The organism is Marinobacter shengliensis, from assembly GCF_030297115.1.
Classification (GTDB): Bacteria; Pseudomonadota; Gammaproteobacteria; order Pseudomonadales; family Oleiphilaceae; genus Marinobacter; species Marinobacter shengliensis.
This window is the reverse complement of the sequence record NZ_AP028062.1, coordinates 4,053,934-4,075,754: the sequence shown is the minus strand read 5'-3', so window position 1 is coordinate 4,075,754 and position 21,821 is coordinate 4,053,934. Positions and strand designations below refer to the sequence as shown.

Annotated in this window: 14 protein-coding genes; 10 read left to right on the top strand and 4 right to left on the bottom strand. The window is 58.2% G+C overall.

Features of this window, described 5'->3' with window-relative positions; all coding sequences use genetic code 11:
* The first annotated feature begins 119 nt into the window (after positions 1-119).
* The 10 genes from QUE75_RS18615 (at position 120) to QUE75_RS18570 (ending at position 18,233) form a co-directional block, all read left to right on the top strand.
* Positions 120-1,685: a sigma-54 interaction domain-containing protein gene (locus QUE75_RS18615; RefSeq protein WP_286255732.1), complete on the top strand. Its 1,566-nt coding sequence runs from the start codon at positions 120-122 to the stop codon at positions 1,683-1,685.
* Positions 1,682-2,323: a type VI secretion system-associated protein VasI gene (gene vasI / locus QUE75_RS18610; RefSeq protein WP_286252420.1), complete on the top strand. Its 642-nt coding sequence runs from the start codon at positions 1,682-1,684 to the stop codon at positions 2,321-2,323. The genes QUE75_RS18615 and vasI overlap by 4 nt, the downstream gene beginning before the upstream one ends.
* A 10-nt stretch (positions 2,324-2,333) precedes the next feature.
* Positions 2,334-3,776, top strand: coding sequence for a type VI secretion system protein TssA (gene tssA / locus QUE75_RS18605; protein ID WP_286252417.1), 1,443 nt, complete (start codon positions 2,334-2,336; stop codon positions 3,774-3,776).
* A 24-nt stretch (positions 3,777-3,800) separates the two neighbouring features.
* Complete coding sequence (gene tssM / locus QUE75_RS18600) at positions 3,801-7,394, top strand: type VI secretion system membrane subunit TssM (protein ID WP_286252415.1); 3,594 nt, start codon at positions 3,801-3,803, stop codon at positions 7,392-7,394.
* Positions 7,395-7,496: 102 nt separating this feature from the next.
* Complete coding sequence (locus QUE75_RS18595) at positions 7,497-9,581, top strand: type VI secretion system Vgr family protein (protein ID WP_286252413.1); 2,085 nt, start codon at positions 7,497-7,499, stop codon at positions 9,579-9,581.
* Positions 9,574-10,503, top strand: a complete 930-nt coding sequence (locus QUE75_RS18590) for a DUF4123 domain-containing protein (RefSeq protein WP_230714321.1) — start codon at positions 9,574-9,576, stop codon at positions 10,501-10,503. Before QUE75_RS18595 ends, QUE75_RS18590 begins: the two co-directional genes overlap by 8 nt.
* A complete protein-coding gene (locus QUE75_RS18585; protein ID WP_286252408.1) occupies positions 10,496-13,939 on the top strand; it encodes a toxin VasX in 3,444 nt (1,147 codons plus the stop codon). The genes QUE75_RS18590 and QUE75_RS18585 overlap by 8 nt, the downstream gene beginning before the upstream one ends.
* Before the next feature lie 2 nt (positions 13,940-13,941).
* The gene (locus QUE75_RS18580) at positions 13,942-15,255 is read left to right on the top strand and encodes a hypothetical protein (protein ID WP_286252406.1); all 1,314 of its coding nucleotides are present in this window, start codon (positions 13,942-13,944) and stop codon (positions 15,253-15,255) included.
* A 368-nt stretch (positions 15,256-15,623) separates the two neighbouring features.
* Positions 15,624-16,262 carry a hypothetical protein gene (locus QUE75_RS18575; protein WP_286252404.1) on the top strand — a complete coding sequence of 213 codons (639 nt, stop codon included), beginning with the start codon at positions 15,624-15,626 and terminating at the stop codon, positions 16,260-16,262.
* A 321-nt stretch (positions 16,263-16,583) separates the two neighbouring features.
* Positions 16,584-18,233 carry a hypothetical protein gene (locus QUE75_RS18570; RefSeq protein ID WP_286252402.1) on the top strand — a complete coding sequence of 550 codons (1,650 nt, stop codon included), beginning with the start codon at positions 16,584-16,586 and terminating at the stop codon, positions 18,231-18,233.
* 53 nt (positions 18,234-18,286) lie between these two features.
* Here QUE75_RS18570 and QUE75_RS18565 read toward each other — a convergent pair whose 3' ends face one another.
* From QUE75_RS18565 to QUE75_RS18550, 4 genes are read right to left on the bottom strand one after another with little or no spacing between them, the layout of a single operon-like run.
* Entirely contained in the window at positions 18,287-19,375 is a 1,089-nt protein-coding gene (locus QUE75_RS18565; RefSeq protein ID WP_286252400.1) for a rhomboid family intramembrane serine protease, read from the bottom strand.
* Positions 19,372-20,097, bottom strand: coding sequence for a hypothetical protein (locus QUE75_RS18560; protein WP_286252399.1), 726 nt, complete (start codon positions 20,095-20,097; stop codon positions 19,372-19,374). The genes QUE75_RS18565 and QUE75_RS18560 overlap by 4 nt, the downstream gene beginning before the upstream one ends.
* Before the next feature lie 3 nt (positions 20,098-20,100).
* Positions 20,101-21,009: a hypothetical protein gene (locus QUE75_RS18555; RefSeq protein ID WP_286252397.1), complete on the bottom strand. Its 909-nt coding sequence runs from the start codon at positions 21,007-21,009 to the stop codon at positions 20,101-20,103.
* A 6-nt stretch (positions 21,010-21,015) separates the two neighbouring features.
* Positions 21,016-21,750: a DUF1190 domain-containing protein gene (locus QUE75_RS18550; RefSeq protein ID WP_286252396.1), complete on the bottom strand. Its 735-nt coding sequence runs from the start codon at positions 21,748-21,750 to the stop codon at positions 21,016-21,018.
* Between the last annotated feature and the right edge of the window lie 71 nt (positions 21,751-21,821).

Below are 21,821 nucleotides of genomic sequence, written 5' to 3'. Positions count from 1 at the left end.
GAGCCATGGATGGCGGAGCGGAGCGTACAAGGATGTATTCACAGCGTGTTTTGGAAAGCTATCCCCCACGGTGTGCGGGCGGCGATCTCCATAAAGAAGGAACGATAGCAATGGGACGGATGCAGAAGGAACTGCACACCGGCATAGACCTGGCGGTGGCACTCATCAAACAGGACACCCTGCCTGCGTTGCTGAACACCGCCACCAGCCAGCTCCAAAAAGCCTTCGGCCTCACCAAATGCTGGGCCCTCGAACTCGACCTCAGCGGCCGAACCCTCCACTGTGGCCAACTAGGCGACACCAGCGAATTCGACTGCAGCGACTTCAGCCACCCGTTTGCCCATGTACTGCAAACCGGCCAGCCCAGAGAGCTTACCCGCGCCGCCAGCTACCGCCTGGATCACCCCGGCTTCCAGACCCTGTTCGACGCCAGCGACCGCCCCAGAAGCCTCTGGCTTGAACCCCTCGCCGGCGAAGACGGCCGCACCCTCGGTATCCTCGTTCTCTGCGGCGACCATCCAGACTGGCAAGGCATCGTCGGCCAGCCCCTGTACGCCGGCATCAAACAACTGCTGGTGCATCAGTGGATCAGCCAACTGCAAACGCGCGACCAGGTCTGGCAGCGGCGCATGCTCAAACGCTCCCTGGACCACCTGCACGACGCCGAAACCCTGCGCCAGCGCTGTGAAAAACTGGCCCACACCCTGGTCGGCAACTCCGAAGCCATGGTGAACCTCCGGGCCCAAGTGGTGCGTGCCGCCGGTAGCCAGCTGTCTGTGCTGATCCAAGGCGAAACCGGCTGCGGCAAAGACGTGGTCGCCCGGGGCATCCACGACATGTCCGACCGGGCGAATGGTCCGCTGGTGGTGGTCAACTGCGCTGCCATCCCCGACACCCTGCTGGAAAGCGAACTGTTCGGCCATACCAAAGGCGCCTTCTCCGGCGCCGACCAGTCCAAAGAGGGCCTTCTGGCACAGGCCAATGGCGGCACCCTGTTCCTGGATGAAATCGGTGACATGCCCATGGCCCTGCAGTCCAAACTGCTGCGGGTACTGGAAAGCCGCCAGTTCCGCCCCCTGGGCGCCCGGGATGAACAGCACTCCGACTTCCGGCTGGTGGCGGCTACCCATCAGCCCCTGCAGGAAGGCATCGAAGACGGCCGCTTTCGGCGTGACCTGTTCTATCGCCTCAGCCAGTTCCCATTGCGGGTTATTCCGCTGCGCGAACGCACGGAAGATCTGGAAGCCCTGAGCCGGCACTTCATTCGCCTGTACACCGAACGCGAAGGCAGTGGCCCACTGGGTATCAGTAGCCACGCGCTGCACACACTGGCTGGTTACAACTTCCCCGGCAACGTGCGGGAACTGCGCAACATCGTGGAATTGGCTTGCCTGCAAACGCCCGCCGGCGATGACATCCAGCCGGAAGTGTTACGCCTGGATGACCTGTTTGCCGATCCAGGCCCGGCCATGGATGCCAGCGTTGAACCGAAAGCCATGGTGGGGGTTCCGGTGGCGGATGACATCCGCGACCTGAAAGCCGCCGCCCAGGCCTTCGAGGCCGCCATTATTCGTGAACGACTGCGCCAGTACGGCGGCAACCGTGCCCAGGCCGCTGAAAGCCTGGGCCTGCCCAAACGTACCCTGGCCCATAAATGTCTGAAGTATCAGGTAACTGACGTATGACCCTGAAAGACCGAATCCAACCCGGGTTGCTCGGCCTGGCCATGGTGCTGGCCAGCACCGTCACGCTGGCCGACACCCGCCTGGCGGAAGCCGAGGCCTGCACGGCCGAAGCCAACCGGCTCGACCGGCTGGCCTGTTTTGATGAGGTGTTTGCCACCCCACTGGCCCGTTACGAGCAGGGTCGGCGGGTGCAGGAGGTCAACCAGTCCGAACGCTGGCGCCGGGCCTTTGCCCAGGCCAGTGGTGAAGATGCGTCCGGGGTGACCTATCGGGATACCGGTGCGGCTGCTGGCCACCTGGTCACTGTCTCTGCATTAGGGGTTCAACCGCCACGACCGGTGCTGGCGCTGCAGTGCCACAACAACATCACCGAATTGACCGTCATGCTGCCGGAACCTATCAACCGGGAGCGGGTGGAGGTGGCATTGGGGCCCGAGCGAGCCTACTGGCGGGTACGGGATGAGGGCCTGGTGGTCAGTGCCGGCCGCGGCTTGCCGGCAATCCGTATAGTGCAGCAAATCGTCGGGCAGCCGGACGCTCGCATTCACGCCGAAGCCCAGGAGCTGGATGGTTTGCTGTTTGATCTTTCCGGTTATGCAGAAGCGATCCGGCCACTACGTCAGGCCTGTGGCTGGTAAGGGGGCAACGATGCAGGTTATTGAACAACACCCATACGTTGAACAGGTGCTCGGTGCGATTCCGGGGGAAAGCGGCACCGGCGACAGCCTGGCCGAGGACCCGGTGTTGGAGTTTCTGGAAGACGAAGTGATGAAAGTGGGTTCTCTGGCTCACAACGACATCGACTGGAACAAGGTTGAGAGCGAGGCCCTCAAGCTGCTGGCAGACCGCAGCAAAGACATCAAGGTATTGGGTTTTCTGATGCTCAGCCTGCAGCGCAGTGGCGACGGCGAACGCTTTGCCTTGTCACTGTACCTGTTGCATCGGGTGTTGGATGGCTGGTGGGAGAACGCCTGGCCCTATCCCGGCGCCAAGGGCCAGCGTGCCCGAAAAATGCTGTTTACCCAGATGCTGCAACGCGCCCTCAAAGGTGTGGAGAGCCTGAATTTTGATGCCAGCGTGGGTGATGGCCGCCAGTACTGCCTGGATCTGATCGACAAGCTGGATGACCAGGCCAAAGCCAAAGACCTGCCGGGTGACGCCTTGTTTGATCTGAAGCGGGCGGCAGAGAAACTGCCCAAACCAGACCAGCCTGGCAGCCAGGCCAGTGCCGGGGAGCCTCAAACCGCTCCGAGCCAGCCGGCAGCGGCGGCAGTAAACAAGCCGGCGGCTACCACTGCCGCAAGCGCTTCACTGGGCAACCTGACACTGGACCCGAGTAATGAGCGGGCGACCCGCCAGAGCCTGCTGAAAGTGGCTGAGCTGCTCACCGGCACTGAGCCGGACAACCCCTTGGGTTATCAGATGCGCCGCCATGCCATCTGGCAAAGCATCACCAGCCTGCCGCCCACCCGGGATGGCAAGCGAACAGACCTGGCTGCTGTGAGTGCAGACCGGGTGGCGGAGTACAAGGAAAGTCTGGATAAAACCCCGGATAACGAACTCTGGCAGCGCATCGAACAGAGCCTGTCGGTCAGCCCGTTCTGGCTCGATGGCCACTGGCTCAGTGCCCGGGCGGCGATGGCGTTGGGCCATAGCGATTGCGCCGAAGCCATCCGGGAAGCCCTGAAAGCCTTTGTGGAAAGGCTGCCGGAACTGGCAGAGCTGACCTTCAATGACGGCACCGCCTTTCTCAGTGACGATGCCGCGGACTGGATGCATACCGCACCGGCGACGGTCAAAGGCAACGGCGGTGGCGCCAACCCCTGGGAGCAGGCGCTGGACAGTGCGGTTGAACTGGCAAGGCAGAGCAAACTGCCGGCGGCACTGGAGCTGCTGGAACAAGGCCTGGCCGATGCCCGGGAGCCCCGGGAACGGCTGTACTGGCGTCTGGCCAGTGCCAGGCTACTGAAAGAAACCGGCCTGAAAGCCATGGCCGCGCAACAGATTCAGGACCTGCAAGGGCAGGTCCGAGGCCTGGTTCTGGAAGACTGGGAACCCGGCCTGATCAAACAACTGGAACGACTGGCGTAACGCCCGCACGCATCAAACGCAGGAATGGAAACCATGTGGAGAAAAGCCTTACTCATTGGTCGTTGGCTACTGCCTCATCTTCGTAACGCCGCACCGGTCACCCTGGCGCTGGCGGTTATCGCCTTGCTGGTGGCCACCTGGTGGCTAGGCCCCCGCCTGGAAATTGGCGGAGAGTACCCGTTGATGGCCTGGCAGATGCGGGCCCTGGTGACCCTGGGTGTGATTTTGCTGGTGGTGGTGTTCTGGGGTATGGCCCTGGCTCGCCGGCTGGGCAAGGTGAATAAAGCCAAGGCCGAGGAGCAACAGGAACAGGAAGATCCGATCCTGCCCATGGAACGCCGGCAGCAGCGCTTGCTGGACCGCCAGTTGCAGGCCCTGAAAAGCAATCTGCCCGGCCGCAAAGGCCTGTACCGCCTGCCCTGGTACCTGGTGATGGGCCTGGAAGATGCCGGCAAGACCAGCCTGATTCAGCGGGCAGGGCAAACCTACACCCTCACCAACGTCACCCGGAATAACCGGGGCGACCGCAACCCCTTCGGTTTTGACTGGTGGATTGGCGATAACGGCGTACTGATCGACCCGGACGGCGAACTGCTGAGCCAGAACCAGGGCGAAGGCGCCACCGGCGAAATCCAGAACCGGCTGTGGAACCATTTTATCGGCTGGCTCGAGCGCAGCCGTCCCCAGCGCCCGCTGAACGGCGTGATTCTGGCCGTGGACCTGGCCCGCCTGAGCACCGCCAGTGATAAGCAGCGGGAAGCCCACGCCATCCTGCTGCGCACCCGCCTGCGGGAACTGATGGAACAGCTGGGTTCGCGGCTGCCAGTGTATGTCACCTTTACCAAGATGGACCTGATGTATGGCTTCGCACCGTTCGTGCGTACCCTGTCAAAAGCTGAGAAAGACAAGGCTTTAGGCTTCACCTTCCGACTGGATGGCCAGCAGGATCACGATCAGTGGTTGGAGCAATTCGCAGATCGCTACAACGACATGGTGGATGAGCTTAGCCAGCGCCTGCCGGATGTCCTGGCGGACACCCGCGATAACGAAGAGCGGGCCGCTGCCTATTCGTTCACCCGCCAGCTGGCAGGCCTGAAAACCACCATGGAACAATTCCTGACCGACCTGTTGTCGGCCGATGCCTTCTCCACGCCTGCCCTGGTCCGTGGGACCTATTTCACCTCGGTGCTGCAGGAAGGTGTGCCGGAAGATGCCTTTGTCTCTGCCGCTGCCCACAATTACCAGATGACCAGCCCCATCCAGCCGGCCCAGCGAGGCGGTCAGTCGGTCAGCCTGTTTACCAAAGGGCTGTTCCCGGAGGTGATCTATCCAGAGGCGGGCCTGGCGGGCGATAACCGCAAGGTGGTCGGCAAACGCCGTCGCAAAGTCGCTGTGGCCGCCGCCGTGGCGGTGTGTGCCGGTGCCGGAATGACCGCCGGCTGGCAGCACTATTTCATCAAGAACGCAGACGCCGCCGCCCAGGTGGAAAACCGGGTAAACGCCTTTATCAACAACTGGCAGCCGGTGGGCTACGAGCCCGACAGCACCGGCCGTAATCTGCTGCAACCGCTGGATGAATTGCGCGAGGCCACCATGGCCTTTGGCGACTACCGCAACGAGTGGAGCCTGGTAGCCGATATGGGCCTGTATCAGGGCCACAAAGTGGGGCCGGAAGTAGATGCCGCCTACCTCGACATGTTGGCCTACCAGTACCTGCCTGCATTGATGTTTGGCGTGATGGAAGAAATGGGCCGGGCACCTGACAACAGCACCGAGCGCCTGGAACACCTGCGGGTGTTGCGCATGCTGTACGACGCCAGCGGTCGGCGCAGTGACCTTGTCGCCGCTTACATGCGAAGCTACTGGCAGAACCGTTTCCCCGGCCAGCGGGAGGTGCAGAACCGTCTCTATGGCCACCTGCAATACGCCATGGCCCACACCAACCTGGCCGGCATGGCGGCCGAGGGCGACCAGACCGCCACCATGGCACTGGCACCGTTCCGCAGCAGCGTGCAGTGGGCGCAGCATGAGCTGGGCCGGATCAGCACGCCAGACCGCGTGTACCGTGATCTGCAGGTGGAAGCCAACCGGGAATTCCAGGCACCGCTGGAGCTGGCGCGCAGCTCCGGGCCGGCCTTCTCCACCGTGTTCACCCGCATGGACGCCTACGGCGAACCGCTGGGTGATGAATTACCGTCCGCAGAGGATCCGTTGTCCATCCCTGCGTTGCTGACCCGCGAAGGCCTGGAGAAGTGGTTCCTGCGCAAATCCGGTTCGGTTACCGAACTGGCGTTGGTGGATGCCTGGGTGCTGGGCCGGCGTAACGATGTGGATTTCAGCAAGGCGGACGAGGCAGAGCTGCTGGCCAGCCTGCAAACGCTGTATGCCGAGAATTATGCGGAGGCCTGGCGCACCGCCGTCAGCCGGCTGGATGTCCACCGGTTTGAAGACCTGAACCACGGCGTGCGCATTCTGGAAAGCCTGACCAGCGGCCACGAACCCCTGGCCCGGTTCCTTGGCCAGGTCCAGAGTAATACCCGCCTGATCCCGGTGGGTGACGGTGAAGCCGAGGCAGCCCGAAAACTGCTGGAACAGTCGCCCCATTTCCGTATGTTGCAGGATATCGAGCGCCAGTTCGCCGACCTGAACCGGCTGACCCGCAAGCAGGGTGACCAGCCTTCTGGCCTGGATGAAATCATGCAGGTGGTGGGTGAACTGCATGAATACCTGCGCAACATCCAGGAGTCCCCGGATGCCGGCAAAGCCGCGCTCAGCGCCGCCCGTGCCCGCATGGGCCTGCAGGGGGCAGACCCCATCTTCACGCTGCAGCGCATGGCCAACCACCAGCCGGAGCCACTGAACCGCGTGCTCAACCGACTGGCCACGGAAAGCTGGCGCGTGGTGCTTGACCGTGCGGTGGCTCAGTTGGAGCGCGAGTGGTACCGGGAAGTTTACCAGCCGTTCCAGCAGAACCTGGCCCGGCATTATCCGTTCACCGCCGGTGCCGGTCGCGATGCCGCACTGCAGGACTTCGAGCGCTTCTTCGCCCCGGATGGCATCCTGGAAACTTTCTACAATGACAACCTGAAACTGTTCCTGGAAGACCATCCCGAGCATGTGGGCGACGCCCGCCGGGCCAGCCTGGTACGCCGGGACGTGGTGGCCTCTCTGGACCGGGCCCGGCAGATTCGCCAGGCCTTCTTCACCCGCAGCGGCACACTGGACGTAGAATTCGCCCTGGAACCCCTGAACCTGACCAACAACAAGCGCCGGGCGGTAGTGAACATCGACGGCCAGCTGGTGGAGTTCTCCCATGGACCGCGCCAGAGCATACCGCTGGTCTGGCCCAATACCCTGCGGGATTCGGTGGAAAGCCGCATTACCCTGGTGCCGATTCAGGTCAACCGTTCGCCCCGGAGTATCTCCGAAAGCGGCCCCTGGGCATTGTTCCGCTTGCTCGACAAAGCCGAGATTGCCGGCGTCAGCAGCAGTGCGGTCGATGTGAAGTTCACCGTGGACGATGGCGAGATGCGATATCGCCTGCATGCGGCCAGTAATACCAACCCGTTCACACAGCAGCTGCTCTCGGGGTACCGCATACCCCGCAGCTTGTATTAAACTGTGTCCCGTCGCCCGGGCTTGAATGCTCGGGTTGACCGGAGCCTGCACCTGGATGGTGCCGGCTGAAACGGAAATGTTCATTCTTCAGGGACCGAAGTCATGCCCCAGGCAAGCGGATTGCAGTTCACCGCCCGTGTAGGCGAATTCCCCTCAGATCACTTTTCGGTAGTTGGCTTTAAGCTGGCCGAACAGCTGTCTTCCTTGTTTCATGGCCGGTTAGAACTGGCGAGCACTGACCCGGATGTGGCCGCTGCTGACGTTCTGGAACAACCGGTGGACCTGGTGGTGTGGCAAGACGGCCAACCGGTGCGGCGCTTTACCGGCGTGGTCAACGAATTCGTCCGCGGCAACACCGGCCACCGCCGCACCGCCTACGAAGTGGTCATCCAGCCCCCGGTCTGGCGCCTGGGCCTGATGCACAACAGCCGCATCTTCCAGACCCAGGCCACCGACGCCATCGTGCGTACCTTGCTCGAAGAGCGGGGCATTATTGATACGGTCTTTGACTTCAAGCGCGCCCCCGAAGAACGGGAATACTGCGTCCAGCACCGGGAAAGCGACCTGCAGTTCATTGAACGATTGGCCGCCGAAGAAGGCTGGCACTACCGTTACCAGCACGGCAGCGTGGATGGCGAAGAACAACCGGCCCTGATCATCGCCGACCACCATGGCGACGCCCCCAAGCTGGACCCGGTGCCCTGCAACACCCAGGCCGGCGGCAGCAGCAAACAGGCTTGCGTGTTCAGCTTCGCCTACGAAGAGCGCATCAAAGCCGCCTCCGTGGCCATGAAGGACTACACCTTCAAAAACCCCGCCTACGCCCTGATGCACGAACACAGCGCGGGCGGTGTGAACCACCGAGAAGACTACCAACACTACGACTACCCCGGTCGCTACAAGGCCGACGCCAGCGGCCAGCCCTTCACCCAGGCCAGGCTAGACGCCCTGAGAAACGACGCCTCCCTGGCCCAGGGCGAAAGCAACCGCCCGGACTTCACCCCCGGCGCCAAAGTGGAGTTGCAGGACCACGACAGCCAGAGCCTGAACCGGGAATGGCTGCTGACCGCCATCACCCACACCGGCAAACAGCCCCAGGCCATGGAAGAAGAGGGTGGCAGCGAACCCACCAGTTACCACAACGACTTCACCGCCATTCCGGCCGACAAAACCTGGCGGCCTCTTTGTGAACATAAACCCATGATGGACGGCCCCCAGATGGCCATCGTCACCGGCCCCGAGGGTGAAGAGATCCACTGCGACCAGTACGGCCGCGTCAAAGTCCGGTTTCCATGGGACCGCTACTCAAAAAATGATGAACACAGCAGCGCCTGGTTACGCGTCGCCCAGGGCTGGGCCGGCGGCCAATACGGCTTTATGGCCCTGCCCAGAATCGGCAACGAAGTGATTGTGTCCTTCCTGGACGGCGACCCGGACCAGCCGATCATTACCGGAAGAACCTACCACGCCACCAACACACCGCCCTACGCGCTGCCGGAACACAAAACCCGGACCACATTAAAAACCAAAACCCACAAGGGTGAGGGCAGCAACGAACTGCGCTTCGAAGACGAAGCAGACCAAGAGCAAATCTACGTTCACGCCCAGAAAGACCTGGACCTGCTGACGGAAAACAACCGCACGGAAGTCATCAAGAACGACAGCCACCTGACGGTGGAGAACAACCGCTTCAGCCACACCAAAGGCAACAGCCACCACACCGTGGACGGCGAGAAGCGCGAACAAACCGGCAAAGACCACAGCTTCAACGTCACCGGCACCCTGCACCTCAAAGCCGGCACCGCCTGGCTCAGTGACTCGGGCACCGAGCTGCATATCAAAGCCGGTCAGAAAGCGGTGATCGAAGCAGGAGCCGAAATCACCCTGAAAGCCGGCGGCAGCTTCGTAAAGATCGACCCCAGCGGCGTGGCCTTGGGTGGTGCGAGTATCAAGATGAACGCCGGTGGCGCTGGTGGCAAAGGCAGTGGGCAGAAGGTGCAGGTGCCGGAGAGGCCGGGGTTGGTGGATGCCGGTGGGGCGTATACCGAGCCCGCTGCGCAGGCCACGGTCGGCCAGAGAACCAATGCGCAACCGGATGCCCAGATGCGTGCGCTGCAGGAAGGCAAAGCCCTGACCTCCATTTGCCAATCAGAAGAGAACACATCGGGAGATGGGTCCGATGCTTGATGTTTTCGAGGGACCTTCAAAAGCTAACAATCAGCTTCAGGACATGCATTTCAATTATGTCCTGATTGATGGCAGCAAACGCGCAGAGGCGGAACGCTGGCTGTACGAGCTTGTTGACACTCCGGACTATCGTAATCTGTTTGATGGCACTGAGTGGGCATCGATTCGCGATGTTGCACCGTTGCTGGTGAGCACTGACCGGGGCCACCCGTTGTTGGAAAAACTGTCTCTGGAGGGCAAAACGTTCGAGTGGGGCTACGCGATCGCCAGTGATGAATCGTTGGACGCGGTAGCTGCTCATCTATGCCGGTTTATCACGGTACGCCACCCTTTGGGCTATAGCGTCATGTTGCGGTTCGCCGATCCCACGGTTGCAAGGGTCCTGCTGGCTTCTTCCGGTGATGGCGGTGTGCCCGAATACTGGTCTCCGTTTACTGCGGTAAAACTCCCCGATGCTTTATGGGATGGTTGGCATCTTGAGGTGCGCCCGGACTCGTTGCCAGAGGTTGGCGTTGGAAGGAACACGGAGGGTAGCGCTTCATTTCGGCTGGGTGAACACACCCTCAGAGGTTTAACGGACACTGATCGGCGTACAACGTTGGTCAAATTGATCCAGCATTTTGAGACCTATTTCCCGAGTAGAGCCGCGCCAAATGTAAGGCAGGCTGTAATAAAGGATCTTAGGACCATCATGGAACAGGCGTTGGCCAACGGCTATGAATCGCTTCAGGCCTTGCTCCATTGGTGTACCGTGTACGGCTATCAGGGAGAGCTGTCACTGTGGGAAGCAGCGGCCTCTGGCATTTATGACCTTTTTCATCGGTGGCCAGGAACGGCCGCAGAAGCGCAGGCTAGAAAAGCAGCGATGATCGCCATGTCCTCAGCTGGAACCCAAGTGCAAGGAGAGCCTATCCATGGGTAAGCAACTTACTAACCCCATAACCGCCGCCGATCGCGCAAGCCTGGCAAGCGCCACGGCTCAAGGCGCCTGCCCGTTGACCCGGTCGGATATTCAGTTGATCCCGGTACGATACGCCTATGCCGATGAAGCGGCGGGACACCCCTCATTGGAGCCCCGGTTCAACCTCGAATTTCAGCCAATTGGCATCCGTCAGGTACGGGATGGTTACCTCTACTTGTTCCATTCCGATGCCCCGGACATTCTGCATGAGTACGAAGTCAAAGACGGCGGCGCGGTCACCAAGCGGTTATGGCAAGGTAACGAGGGCGCTCAGGATCAGCGTACTGGAGCCCCGGATACTCCGGCCATCGTGGTGCCGCGCAGGGGGCATGTCGATGTCTTTTTCTCGTCCACACAGCTGACCGCGAAAAAGTGCAGCATGCTGATGCGCTGGGATGATTACCGTCGAGAGGTGATGCAGCGGGTGAGTCTATCTGGTTACTGCCCCATCAACGGCAAGCCGCAGTTGTTGAGCAAGGCAAATCTGGAATCGCTGCTGACACACCCAGATGCCCAAGCCGTGCCAATGGATGGGAAAACCCATTTACCCTCGTGGTACTGGGCACAAAATACACTGGATGCCGGCTCTGAACCGTTCGCCCATCGATTGCCAGCTTATGATCTGGACCATGCCTATATCGTGGTTGATGATTTTATGGGCCATATCGATGACCTGCTGGATGCCTGGGCGATTGTGGATACCAACCATAACGCATGGTTGGAGGCAGAGGACGCGAAATACTATCCGGCGCGCTTCATCAGCGATCTGATTCGATTGGATGACGAGCGAGTAGCCGAGCTGGCCCGCGCGTTTTCGGCGCAGGTTGAAGATGAAGATGCCAGGGCATTGTTTGAAAAGGTTGCTCAGGGGAGCCGCGACCAACATGTCCGGTTGAAAGAGCTGATCGACGACTTCCCTGAATATCAGCAAAGCGCCCGAAAGGTCGCTGGCCCCAGCACCTATAGCTATATGCCGTCCGACCATGAACGGGTCACCAGAATGCGTGACGCTGCTAAAGCGCTGGCAACAGAATTGGGCATGTCACAGCGTGACGTATTCAGTATCGTCGAATCCATGGCGGACTATCAGGCCGACCTTGTGGAAGGTTCTGCTCTCAGTGGTCAACAAGGTATCGCGGATTTGGTGAAGCTGGAAGACATGAACGCCTATCTGGAACAGGCTCAGCAACACCTGATGCAGTTCGCCGAGGAAAAACGACGGATCGTCACGGATATCCAGTCGTTACTAGCTACCTTTTACCTTCATGGTCATCTGCACGACCGGGAAAGCGATGCCGACTATATGGCGCTGCTGAAGATGGACAACGGTCTGATTGCGGTGCTTACGGAGTGGGCACAGTCATCGGGTGATTTTTCCTTCCTGAAGCGATTTTACTTTGAGGAGATCGGGCACCAGCATTTGATCTCCCTGGATCTGAAACCCGAGATCATCCCCGGCACATTAAAAGACGTAGTCGACGGCCTGAAAGCCATAATGGATGCAAAGCAAGCTCCTGCGGCATACAAAGAGTGGGTTCGGCTGGTTGAGCAGAGCCCCCATTTGCAATTTCCGTCGCTTTCAGAGGGCGCTGCCGCACAACTCAGCCACCATCTGGCTCAGCTCAACATTACCGGGCGATTGGCGGTATTCGAGCTGGTACAGGCGGTGGATGCAGCCGATCTGCATGGCCGACTGAAGCAAGTGTTCGAACGGATGGATCCTGGGCTTCGAGCCCACATCTTCGAGAACCAAAGGCTGTACCAGGTTGACCTGGAGATTGCAGATGCCGACAGCCTTGCCAGGCATGAATCTCTCGTGAAGGAAATCGAACGGCTGGCCAAGTTGCGTGAGGAGGTTTTGGAGCGGGAAAATCGCCTTCAGCAGCGGCATAGCGAGGCCAGCACCCGAGACCGTCGCCGATATAAACGAGAGTACGACGAACAGATCCAAGCCATTCGTGCTCAAAAGCAAGAACTGACCCATCAGCTTCGGGAACGGGGGTTCAGATTATTGGATACATCCCCGTTAGAGGGTGAAAATCATAGCGGAGAGCTCTTGATTGCTGGGTTGACCCGGACTGCCTACGGCCGTGCTGTGCAATCTGAAGTCGATGAACTGAAACGTCTGAGAGAGCGGGGCGGGCTTACCCGCATGATGGATTATGGCCGGGGTATGATCCACGGACAGGATACACTTGACCTGCCGAAACGAGTTGGTGGTTTGGGATTAGTGTCGTTTATGGGGCTGGTGGGGGCTGTTGGGGCTTGGGATGCGCTTAAAAAAATTCGAGATGATGCTCCTGACGCCAGTTATGCTGATGCAGTTTCCGGTGTATTTGGGACAATCGGCGCGGCAGCCAGTGTACTGACCATCGTCGGCAGTGCCCGCCTGAATTATTACTACCAGACCATATCCCAGGCGGATGACGTGCTCACGCGACTGGCCCGGGTGAATGTATGGGGCGGCACGATTGCGGCTTGGGCTGGGTTCTTTTCGGCGCTAGCGGACGGTATAAAGCAACTTGATGTCATTACCAAAGAAGGTCAAGGTGCCGGAATAAAGACAGGTGCCGGTATAACCTTTGCTGGAGACAGTATGCTGCTCTATGGCAGTGGTCGAATGGCGGTCAATGGATCTGCCGGTATCTACCACGTTCTCCGCAAAACCTCGGTCGACATCACCTGGAAATCGGTCAATCGGGGAATGCTGTCGTTGGCCGGCGGTGTGTTCAGGGGATTGAACGTTTACCTGTGGATAGGTACCGCTTTGGTCTGCATAGGCAATTGGGTACAAAGCTATTATAAACGCACAGACGTGCAGCGCTGGTGTGAGCAGAGTGCCTGGGGCAATGACGCCAAGGGTTGGGATACGGATCAGCAGCGCCACGAACTGGCCAAGGTCATTTACCAACCCACTCTGTCAGTGAAGGCAGAACAAGCCGCGTTGGATGGGCGCACGAGTTATTGCGCCTTCCGCCTGGAATTACCCGGACTGAGTTCGCTGGACGTAGATAATATGGAATGGGCAATCCTGCGGCAGGAAGGGACGGCCTGGGACCCGGACCACGACTACTGGAATCAGGCCATTACTACCACGAGCATGGGCGCGGCGGGCGTTGCCTTGGAACTATCCTTGACCGGAGCCGACCTAGAGACGGCCGACGGGTTCTATTTGGCATTCCGCTACAAGGCAGCCAATTCCCTTAATTGGTTGCCAGAGACAGACAAGGCGTACCACTACAGGCTGACCTTGCACGAGCAGGGTAATTTGCCGATGGTCGGAGCCAACGAAACTAAGCAATGGCAACTCGTCACACCTCTGGAAACACCGGACACTAGATTGACCGCGTTGATTATCGAATATCATACCCTGATAAATGACCCCACTAAGTCGTGACTATGACCAAAGACAACGAGAATCCGTCATCAGCACAGAAGTCGCGTGAATCCGATTGGGAAGTCGGAGTGCGCCGCACCACCAAAGACGGTCGCATACTGGCTCTGAGTCCTCAACCGGTGGTGACCGGGGAGCGGACGATAGACGTCAATTCCTGGATCCGACGAAAAACCGAAGGTTGGCTGGATTTGCAGAACGGCAACTTGTTGTTCGGCGCTGAGTTTTCGCTAATGTTCTTGAGCTTGAGCTTGTTGACTGTAATGGCGGCAGTGGGTTTCACCTTGGAAGTTGGCATCAACATTGGACGTTGGGATTGGGGGTTGCCTTTATTTGTACTTGTCGGAAATCTCTTGATCTCTCTGCCGTGGGGGCTGTGCATGCATTTCCTGGGCAACAAGGCAGTGAAAGAAACGCCACCGGTGAGGCTGAACCGGCAGCGCCGGGAAGTGGCCATGCCGCGCTGGACGACCGGAAAGGGCTTACAGCTGCCGTTTTGGAACTCAAACTCGGGCTTAATTGCATATATAGTTTTACTGCTCACCATAGGCTTTGTTTTTTCTGCTATTACGCAGGAGAATGCGTCCGATGAATATCGGAGCACATTGGTGTTTTGGGGATTGCTTACTCTAGGTACAGAAATCCTGGTAATAAGCACGTACCTTTTCATCGCCCTCCGCCTAAAGAAAAAACACGACCCCAAACTCGTCTACGAAATCTATCCCTGGGAAAAACTGGTCGCCTACATCGAAACCCGCCAGGACATCGGCCCCAGTTTGATGGCCACACACACGGTGCTCACGCTGGCGATTCCGAAACCCAACGATCCGGAATCGGCCTTGGCCGCTGCCAGCATCAACGTCGGCCATGAAACGGCCGGCCTGGCCCAATGGGAGTGTATTCGCCAGTTTATGGAAAACGGCCCCGAGGCCTGCCCGGATCCGAAGGAGGACGAGACTCTGGCTCACTACAAAGCCAAGTGCCGCCAGGCCCGTAAAGAAATGTCCTTGTTACCCTGGCTGGTCAAGAAAGTGGGCGACTGGTTCTTTCAGCGTTACTTAGCCCACATCATCACTGAACGCCGCATCAAGACCCTGGCCCTGAAAAGCTTGCCAGAAGAATTGAAAGCCTGGTCCGCGCCTTTGCCCAAAGATCAATGGGCCAAGCCATCCGAGGCGCTACAGGGGCTCAACCAGAAGCTCACTGATGCTTACGGGCGGGGCTTGCGTTTTACCCATATGGGGCCGGTGTCTGAGTGGCAAGCGGGGCGAGAAAAGAAGTCGCCACAAAAGCGGGGGAGAGGCCGTTTCCGGGCCTGAGGATCATCTTGAGCAATAAGAATCATACGGACATGGGCCTAAACGCACTCCGTCTGCCGCAGCTATGGACGGCGCCACGGCTGGCGCCCTGATGAGTGAGTGGTTGGGCGAGTATATCGTTGATGGGTGCTGCTAAAGCGGGTGTTGCTGGCGCGGTGTTGGGACTGAGTTCTGCGGTAGGCTGGATTGTTCTGGGCATCGGGTTAACACTGGTCATGGCTGCCGCGGACTTGTCCTGTCAATCCGTGTTTAAGACGTTTGTTGTGCGCCGGCCTTTGTATTGTCGTGGATTGACGTGTTGATGTGAATGGATCAGTCTCAGAGAGCCGTGTATAGTTGCCACGTTTGAAATCACTGCCGGACGCAGTGTGTTACTGGAAAAGGATAATCCGATGTTACTTTCCCCTGAAATCAGATTTCAGAGTATTTCTGTCAACGATCTCCAAAGCCTCGCAGAGGATCTCCAGCGGGCGCTTCCTCACTCGACCATTTCGCCTATTAATCAGCGCGGCAAGCCCGTCGTCTGGCGCGTTGGTGATGTTGCTGCGATACAGCTCAAAAACGATGACCGCAAGAAGCCTTTCATGGTGCTGAGCCTGAAAGAAGCCACAATCGCGCCCCAACAATCCGATGTAGATACGCTCGCGAAGGTGCTTGCTGTGCTTCCAAATAGGCTTGACCTTCAACAAGACGAGGAAGCGGGGAGTGGTCTGGTGCTTAGCACAGCCTTTCTCACGACACTCTATTTTTTCATGATGGAGAAGACTGCTTCCTACAACATGGGAATGATGAGTTTTCTGGCGGGTGGCGTCGTGGTGTTAATTGTGGGCTTAGTGATGTTTGGGTTGAGAGGGCGTAATGCCCCCGAAAAGGGTGTCAGCAAGTTGTCCCTGGTTCTGATATTACCGGGCTTTCTAATGACCGCCCCGCTGAGTTTGCTGAATCTTCCCTTGATGAATTACCTGAGACGTTTTCAAGGGAGCCGGTTGCTCGCACAATTAGGGTGATCAGCACAGCAAACGCTATACCGATGCTGTGAAACGCGATTCATACATGAATACAAGGAATGTTAGGAATGGAAGCTTCCTCAAAGTGCCGGCTTACCGCCGACGAATTACCTCACTGTATTGAAAATTTCCCACTTGCTCAGAATTGGGAAATGATTCTTCTGAATCCCGGGCCCATTTTTTTCCATTAGCGTCATGCTCCTGGTAGCCGGTTCTCAGCTCCCGCCTTCTGTAATTCAGGAAGTTCAAACATACGTCGACGAGCAGCAAAGCTGAGCAAGGCTCGTTTCAAGAAAATCAGTTCCAACAGGGATCGTAGCTATGGGCGCAGTTGTAGAATCGTCACCGTCTGCTTCGCTGAAGAAAGCGTTGGGCCAGAACAATATCAAGGAATTGTTGACTCGCTGGGCAGAGCAATCCTTTTTTACACTTTTTGCGACGGACCCTTCGGGTATCGAGCGTGTGGCCTTTGTCCAGTACGGGCCGGATCAGGCCGCTATCGTTACATTGGACCGGCAGGAGGCTGAGGATCTGGTCTCGGCGGTTGCTGAGCATAACCCATCAGTCAAACCCTTCGTCAAAACCTTGCCCCTTTGGGAAATCGCTCGTTTGGCCCATTCCGATGGGGGCATCGTGACGTGGCACCAACAAGGCACCGTGCTTGAGGGGCGTCCTTTGGCGGCGCTTGGGTATATGGCGCTGGTCACAAGTGAAGAGGGCGGCGATCGTTATTACAAGATAAAGACTTTGCCCCTTGAGGGTGAGGGCGCTGAGGACCTGGCTCCGGGCTGCCTGCAGCACTGGAACGACGAAGGTGAAGGCGCCGACACCGGTACTTTGCGACTGATTTACGATGACACCGTTGATTGGCAGGGTAATCCCATGCTGCCGGATTTGCCGGAGTCAGCAGTGCCACGCTCAGCTCTTTCAGACGGTGAGCGCCGGATATTTGATCGTTGGGCAACGCCGGTGCTTGGCCGGCACGTGCCGTTGACGCGGGATCAGAACGCCAGTCATCAGCCGCGGTTATCCGCCGTTGAGACAATGCCTCCGGCACTCCTGGCCACGGCACAGCAGTTTTACGAGTTGCTGGAGGAGCGGTTGTTCAACCAGAGTTCGGGCCTGAAACTCGAAGTGGCACCCACGACGATTACTCCAATCGCCGTTGACGATGATGGTAACGAATATGAGGGAGAACCTGTCGGAGCCATTCGGTTTGCGGTTCAATACATGCAGCAAAGCCGCTTTGGTGCCGGTATAACCTCGCTGAAACTGTATGAGGAAACACTGAGGGTTGAAGAGGTTGAACGAATGCCGTGCCGGCTGCCGCAGGCGCCGGGGCTTCATCCACTTCCAGACGCCCTGCGTGGACTGCTTCTGCGGCACATTAGCTGGAGGCTGTGCGTGCTTTCTCGCAGGTTGGAAGACGGTTTGTTTTTCTTGGGTGGGCATTTACGGGACCTGCTTTCAGCTCAGCCAGAAAACTCGGATTCACGCTTTTTCAGTGATCCCGATGACGAACGGTTTCCCTTTCTGGCAGGTTTCCGGTGTGGTGAGAATCTGGTGCCGGTGTTGGTTCTCGGGATGCAGGATGGCAACTATGTCTGTAGTCCTCAGCAAGACGTTGAGTTGGATGAAGAACAGGTTGCCACGGAGCTGCCGCAACGGGAATTTGTCGTTGTCGATGGTGTTATGACCCTTTGGGACGCGCTGGGCTCGATTGTTGTGCCGCCAGCGCTGATTGAATATCCGGAACCCTGGTATAACGGTGTTCGGGTGTCGCTGGACCAAACCGTGTCGCAAACCATCAGGAGTCTTGCGCTTCTGAGTTTTGCCTCTCAGGACGATGACACCTCAGGGCCAGCTGTTTCCGAAAATCGTGACAACGCTTCCGAAGGCAAATTGCTCCTGAAGTGGATGGGAGCAGCCGCCATTGTCTTTGTTTTCGTCATGATTCTGGTTGGCTACTGAGTCTGCGTTGGCTTGGGCGATTGTGTGTAACCCGTCAGCCGGTGAACGCTTACCTACCGGCTGATGGCTGCCTCTGGCTGGTTCAGCATGGCGATCAGCGGATTCTTTGCAAGAACATAGTCTCGCATCAGGTATCCGATCAATAGACCCAATACGAACCCGCCAAGATGAGCAGCCCAGGCCACGCCGCCCTGGGCGGTAAACATCCCGAACAGATTGATCAGGCTCCAGATCAGGAAATACCAGTGAGGGGCCAGTTTCTTCTGGTAGATAACGATCATGAATGTCAGGCTGGCATGGCGGAACCACATGAGATAGAGGCCGAACAGGGCTGCGATGGAGCCGCTGGCGCCTACCAGTAGCAACGGTCCTTGAGAGGCATCAAACAGCATAAGCTCTGCCAGTGCGGCGACCACCCCAGACAGCAGATACAGGCCTAGAAAAGCCCAGTGGCCCAATGCGTCTTCCAGGTTGTCGCCGATAATCCACAGAAAATACATGTTACCGACAAGGTGCATCAGCCCGCCGTGAACAAACTGGTAGGTAAACAGTTGCATGGCCACATGGGCTGCACTCGGGGAATCTGAGTTAAGGCCAAGGTTCAGAAAGATCCATTCATTGGAGCCGGCGTCATAGACGCCACTGAAAAAGACAAGAGAGCATAGTGCGATCAGCAGCCATGTCACCCAGGGTGTGCGATGGGGCTGAATGTTGTATTCAACCGGCATGGCCGTGAAGAACTGGAACACCCAGGATTTCCAGGTGACCTTTTTGTTCAGTTCCGCCAAGGCATCCTTAAGCAACGGCGAGTGAATGACTTGATCCACTTCATGCTGGTCAAGCCAGACACCGTCGCAGGTCGGGCAGCAGTCGATCTCTACGCTGTAATCGGCCAGTAACTGGTAGTGCGTCATGGGAACCCTGCATCTGGTGCACTGGCGCTTGCTTACGCCCAGTTTCGGCCCCAGGTGCTGTTCATGATCATAGTGCTCAATATGATCGTGGTGGCCGGTTATGGCGCAGTTCAGGCTGCCATCTTCAAACCACACCCCATGGCAATGCCTGCATTCAGCAATTCGTTGGTCGCCTCCCTGGAGTGGCCTCAGGGTGCGGGTGTCGCAGGCAGGACAGTAGGATTTCACAGTTGCTCCATAACTTGCTGATCACGCTTTTCCAGGAACCAGTCAAGAGTTTGGGTGAGGGTCCAGGCCGCAAGCATGTAAATCTGGCACATGATCAGAAGGCCGAAGGTTCCGGAAACAAGAAGTATAACGACCAGCGGGATATTCGCGACGACAAACAGGGTTGTAAGCGAGCCATCTTTGACCTTTTTTCGGATGTGGTCCTTGAGTTTAGCCGGTTGCCACCGCCGGATCGACTGCACTTCCGCCGGGGTTAATTCCGCCACAATCCGGGAATCCACGTCCAAATGCCAGCCACTATCCAGGGGGGTCTTCAGATCAAGGTAGCTGCCTTCTGATCCTTGGCGAAGCTCGAGTGCTAGGGACGTGCTTTGCTCTGAGTTCAGATGACTGATGGTGCGATTGGCCAGGTCAACAGAATACACGTGCCGCCCGGTGCCGAAGGTAACGCTTGCTGCCGTAAGAGCCAGCCAGAGGCCCGTCCAGCAATACAGAATCAATAACAGGTTGTTCTCGCCCCATGCTGTGTAGGTAAACGGCACCACAAAGCCGTAAGTCAGCACTGCGATTACCGGGAACCAAACCACGAGCAAACTGGTCAAGGCCGACCTGTTGCCGGCAAGCAGAAGTTGCCCTGCATAACGGTTGTGGTTTCGGATTTGTTTCAGGCTATCTAGCGGGTTAGTAACCGCCTGAGACGGTTCCATGCTGGCGGTCGTCATGACTTACAGATTCCTTTCTATTGGAAGAAATACCAATTCATAGGGCAAACCGGCACTGAGCCGTTGTATGTTCTGGGAGGCGGCACCGGCAGTCACATTGGAAAGTGCTAAAGCGTAATCTGTGCCGTTCGCTCGCAGGCTGTGCAGAAGAAACATCGGCTCACCCGGAGGCGTGGTGCCGCGCCAGACTTTTTTCACCGGGCGGATCAAGCCTCTGGCGAAAGGTGGTAGCGCGTCCTTCGAGGACAATTCTTCCAGCAGGTCGCTGGTGCCTGCCAGCGTTCCATGTTGAAGCAGAAGTTGGCCATTGCGACGGAGCCCGACCACCGCATCGGGCCACGTCAGTTGGCGCCATTGTTCCAGGGATTCCAGTACCGGCAGTTCCCCAGTGTCAAAGCTATTCCAGAATTTAGCCAACTTGCGGAGATCGGTCTCCGACAGGAGCGTGAGACTGCGTTCGTATGGTCCGGCCGGCTCACCTTTATGCCATACGGTTTCGTACTCCACTTGCCTTGAGCTGTACCGGCTAGTAGGAGAATTGTCGATACCGCGAATGGCGATGATTTGCCCTGTGCTCCAATCGCCGTCGGAGTAGGCCCAGGATGTCAGTGTTTGAATGTCAGTAACACGAAAGTTGACCAAGGCGCGGTTGACGCAGCGAACCAGAAAGCGGGGATGAGTTCCCGCCCGGGCGAGCACCGGGGCTTCGCAGGTTTCCGGGTCGATGCCGAGGTCTGTGTGTGCTAGCGGTTCGTCTTTGTTGGGCTTCAGCCAGCGCAGGGTCTCCGGTGTTTGCGTTAGCCGCTGCTGAAGGTCTTCGGCGAGTGCCGATATTGTCGTTTCTGCTTGCGTTGTTACGGTGGTGAACAGGCAGGCTACCAGTGCCAAGGCGCTGAAAGTGGGTTTAACCATGATTGATCAGCTCCTTGCCGCCTGCATGGTTTGCCTGGCCGTGGAGCCAAAGCCGCCACGCTGGCTGGTGCCGGTGAAGGTTCTGCTGGTGTTGGCTGCCAATTGGCTTTTGGTTCGTGTTACGGGATCACGAAGATTCTGGTTGCCAAGGTACTGACCGTTGGCCATCACGTAATGCCAGAGGAAGGGCGTGTGGCTGCGATAAGTCGAGCCCTGGCCTTCATCACCACTGCTGCTCAGGGTCTCGTCGGAAATGCTGTACACCGGCTGCAATTGCCTGTCATCCAGAGATTCGGGCGCGGGCCTGGTTCCCTCATAGGTGCCATCAAGGATGGCTTGATCGACCAGAAAGCCTGAAAAGGGGGGGCGATAGTAGCCATCTGCTGTGCGCTCGCAGATGGAGAGATCGTCAATGCCGCACCAGCCATTTTCACACGAACTGTTGACGGTTACGTGAGCAAAGTCCGACTCACATTGGTGGCGAGAAGTGTACTTTGGGGCGAGTGACGGATGCCGCTCTGCTGCCTCTGCGTTCAGTGTCTCGCAATACTCCTGTGCGCCTGGCAAGGCGGTCTGGCATGCCTGCAGGTCGCGAAAAACCCGGACCTCCGAATGCAGAGGGTCCAGGCCAAGCACAGCGAAGGGCGTAGCACCCATTAGCACCAGCGTTGCGGTCTGGGAGCGTTTCTGACGACGGGTACGGGTTGGCAGTATGGCGTTTGCCTCGTCCTGAGTGGCCATGGAGTGTCCTTCTCCTGTATGCAGTTTGGGCGGGAATTTATAGCAAGCGAAAGGAAAGGTCAATCCGGTTG

Coding starts and splice junctions, on each gene's coding strand:
- QUE75_RS18595 (WP_286252413.1), top strand. CDS start 7,497: ATGCCCCAGGCAAGCGGATTGCAGTTCACCGCCCGTGTAGGCGAATTC.
- vasI (WP_286252420.1), top strand. CDS start 1,682: ATGACCCTGAAAGACCGAATCCAACCCGGGTTGCTCGGCCTGGCCATG.
- QUE75_RS18550 (WP_286252396.1), bottom strand. CDS start 21,750: ATGGCCACTCAGGACGAGGCAAACGCCATACTGCCAACCCGTACCCGT.
- QUE75_RS18615 (WP_286255732.1), top strand. CDS start 120: ATGCAGAAGGAACTGCACACCGGCATAGACCTGGCGGTGGCACTCATC.
- QUE75_RS18560 (WP_286252399.1), bottom strand. CDS start 20,097: ATGACGACCGCCAGCATGGAACCGTCTCAGGCGGTTACTAACCCGCTA.
- QUE75_RS18555 (WP_286252397.1), bottom strand. CDS start 21,009: ATGGTTAAACCCACTTTCAGCGCCTTGGCACTGGTAGCCTGCCTGTTC.
- QUE75_RS18590 (WP_230714321.1), top strand. CDS start 9,574: ATGCTTGATGTTTTCGAGGGACCTTCAAAAGCTAACAATCAGCTTCAG.
- tssA (WP_286252417.1), top strand. CDS start 2,334: ATGCAGGTTATTGAACAACACCCATACGTTGAACAGGTGCTCGGTGCG.
- QUE75_RS18585 (WP_286252408.1), top strand. CDS start 10,496: ATGGGTAAGCAACTTACTAACCCCATAACCGCCGCCGATCGCGCAAGC.
- QUE75_RS18570 (WP_286252402.1), top strand. CDS start 16,584: ATGGGCGCAGTTGTAGAATCGTCACCGTCTGCTTCGCTGAAGAAAGCG.
- QUE75_RS18580 (WP_286252406.1), top strand. CDS start 13,942: ATGACCAAAGACAACGAGAATCCGTCATCAGCACAGAAGTCGCGTGAA.
- tssM (WP_286252415.1), top strand. CDS start 3,801: ATGGAAACCATGTGGAGAAAAGCCTTACTCATTGGTCGTTGGCTACTG.